Source organism: Qipengyuania sp. NPDC077410, from assembly GCF_044543405.1.
GTDB lineage: Bacteria > Pseudomonadota > Alphaproteobacteria > Sphingomonadales > Sphingomonadaceae > Qipengyuania > Qipengyuania pacifica.
In genome coordinates this window covers 1-1,466 of sequence record NZ_JBITWB010000012.1, presented here as the reverse complement: position 1 = coordinate 1,466, position 1,466 = coordinate 1, and the positions used below count along the sequence as shown (strand labels likewise).

General features: G+C 53.2%; 1 protein-coding gene. It reads left to right on the top strand.

The genetic code is table 11. The features are described from left to right. Positions 1 to 176: 176 nt before the first annotated feature. Positions 177 to 1,466 (top strand): ATP-binding protein (locus ACIGGE_RS17965; RefSeq protein ID WP_397491369.1); only part of this gene is annotated, 1,290 nt, incomplete at its 3' end.

Here is a 1,466-nt window from a genome sequence, read left to right as displayed (position 1 = left end):
TCGGCTTGTGGAGATAGGTAGCGCAGAACAGACGTTCGGCTCATAGTGCTATTTTGCTGAGAAATTTTTCACCAGAATATAAGGCGCAAGCGTTCTTATAATTTTCTTCACCGCTAAAAAGCTTGCGAAGGACTCTCGCAACTGTAGCCAGAATGGCCTGTAATGGATGAAGAGGTTTGAAACGTTCACCGATAGGCAGCTTTAAGGCTCACGGATTTGGGGTTTATGTCGCCGCCGTATTTTTGGCTCTTGGCATCATCCAACTCGCCGGCAGTCTCGTATTCTATCAACTTATTGATCGCCAGACGCTTCAGGACGACCATGCACGGCGCGTCGCCGAACTTCTCGTCGTGGGGCAGAGAATGCACAAACTTGCGCCCGATCAGATGGCGGCAAACATGACCACGCGATACCTCGCCGTAGACGTATCGCCGGCGCCGAACGTGGAAGGTTCGAGCGGTGATCAAATGCTGACTGGCATCGGTGAAGACATCATAGCATGGGAGCCGTCATTGGCCGGAAGGCCCCTCCATCTATCGACATCGCAGTCGAACAACAACAGCCGCGATCTGGAGGGCTCCTTGCAGCTGGACGATGGTACCTGGCTCAACTTCGTCTCGCGAGACATAACAAGCATGTGGCCAGTCGCCTGGCGGGCCATGGTTCTCACCACACTGATCACGGCTGCATTTCTGGTTATCGGTCTGGCGCTCTTGTACCTGGTTTCGAAGCCATTGCGCAGCCTTACTGATGCGGCCGAGCGAATTGGTCAGGGGCGCAAGGTCCAGGTCGCTGAAATGGGGCCTCGAGACCTTCGGGATCTGGCGCACGCAATGAACGCGATGCAGGAACGAATTGATCGCATTTTGAGTGATCAGACTAAATCGTATCGGGCTATAGGGCACGATCTTCGCACTCCGTTATCCAGACTTAAAACGATCTCTGGAATGATTGAAGACAAGGAACTCGTCGGCATACATGACCAAAGCGTCGACGAGATGGTCCGATTGCTGGATTCCCTCGAAAGCTATCTTGGCGCACAACTCCTTCAGAGCGATCCTGAAGAGGTCAATCTCGGCGAATTGCTGGTGGACGTAACGAGCCGCTACGGAGAAGCAGTTACGTTGATCGGTATGACGAATATCGTCATCAAGACATTCAAAGAGCCCCTCAAGCGCTCAATCAATGCGCTGATAGAAAATGCCGTTCAGTTTGCTGGCTCGGCTGAGGTTGCGGTCCGTGTCGGTAAAAGCGGCTATACGATAGACATCATCGATCAAGGCCCTGGGGTGGACGAGGATCAATTCCCATCATTATTGGAACCGTTCTTCCGCGTCGATCAAGCCCGGCAGAGAAACACCGACGGCTTCGGCCTCGGGATTCCCACAGCACATATATTGCTGACCAGGTTCAATGGCTCTTTGAAGTTTTCGCGAAACCCTTGCGGGGGCTTGACCGCTCACATC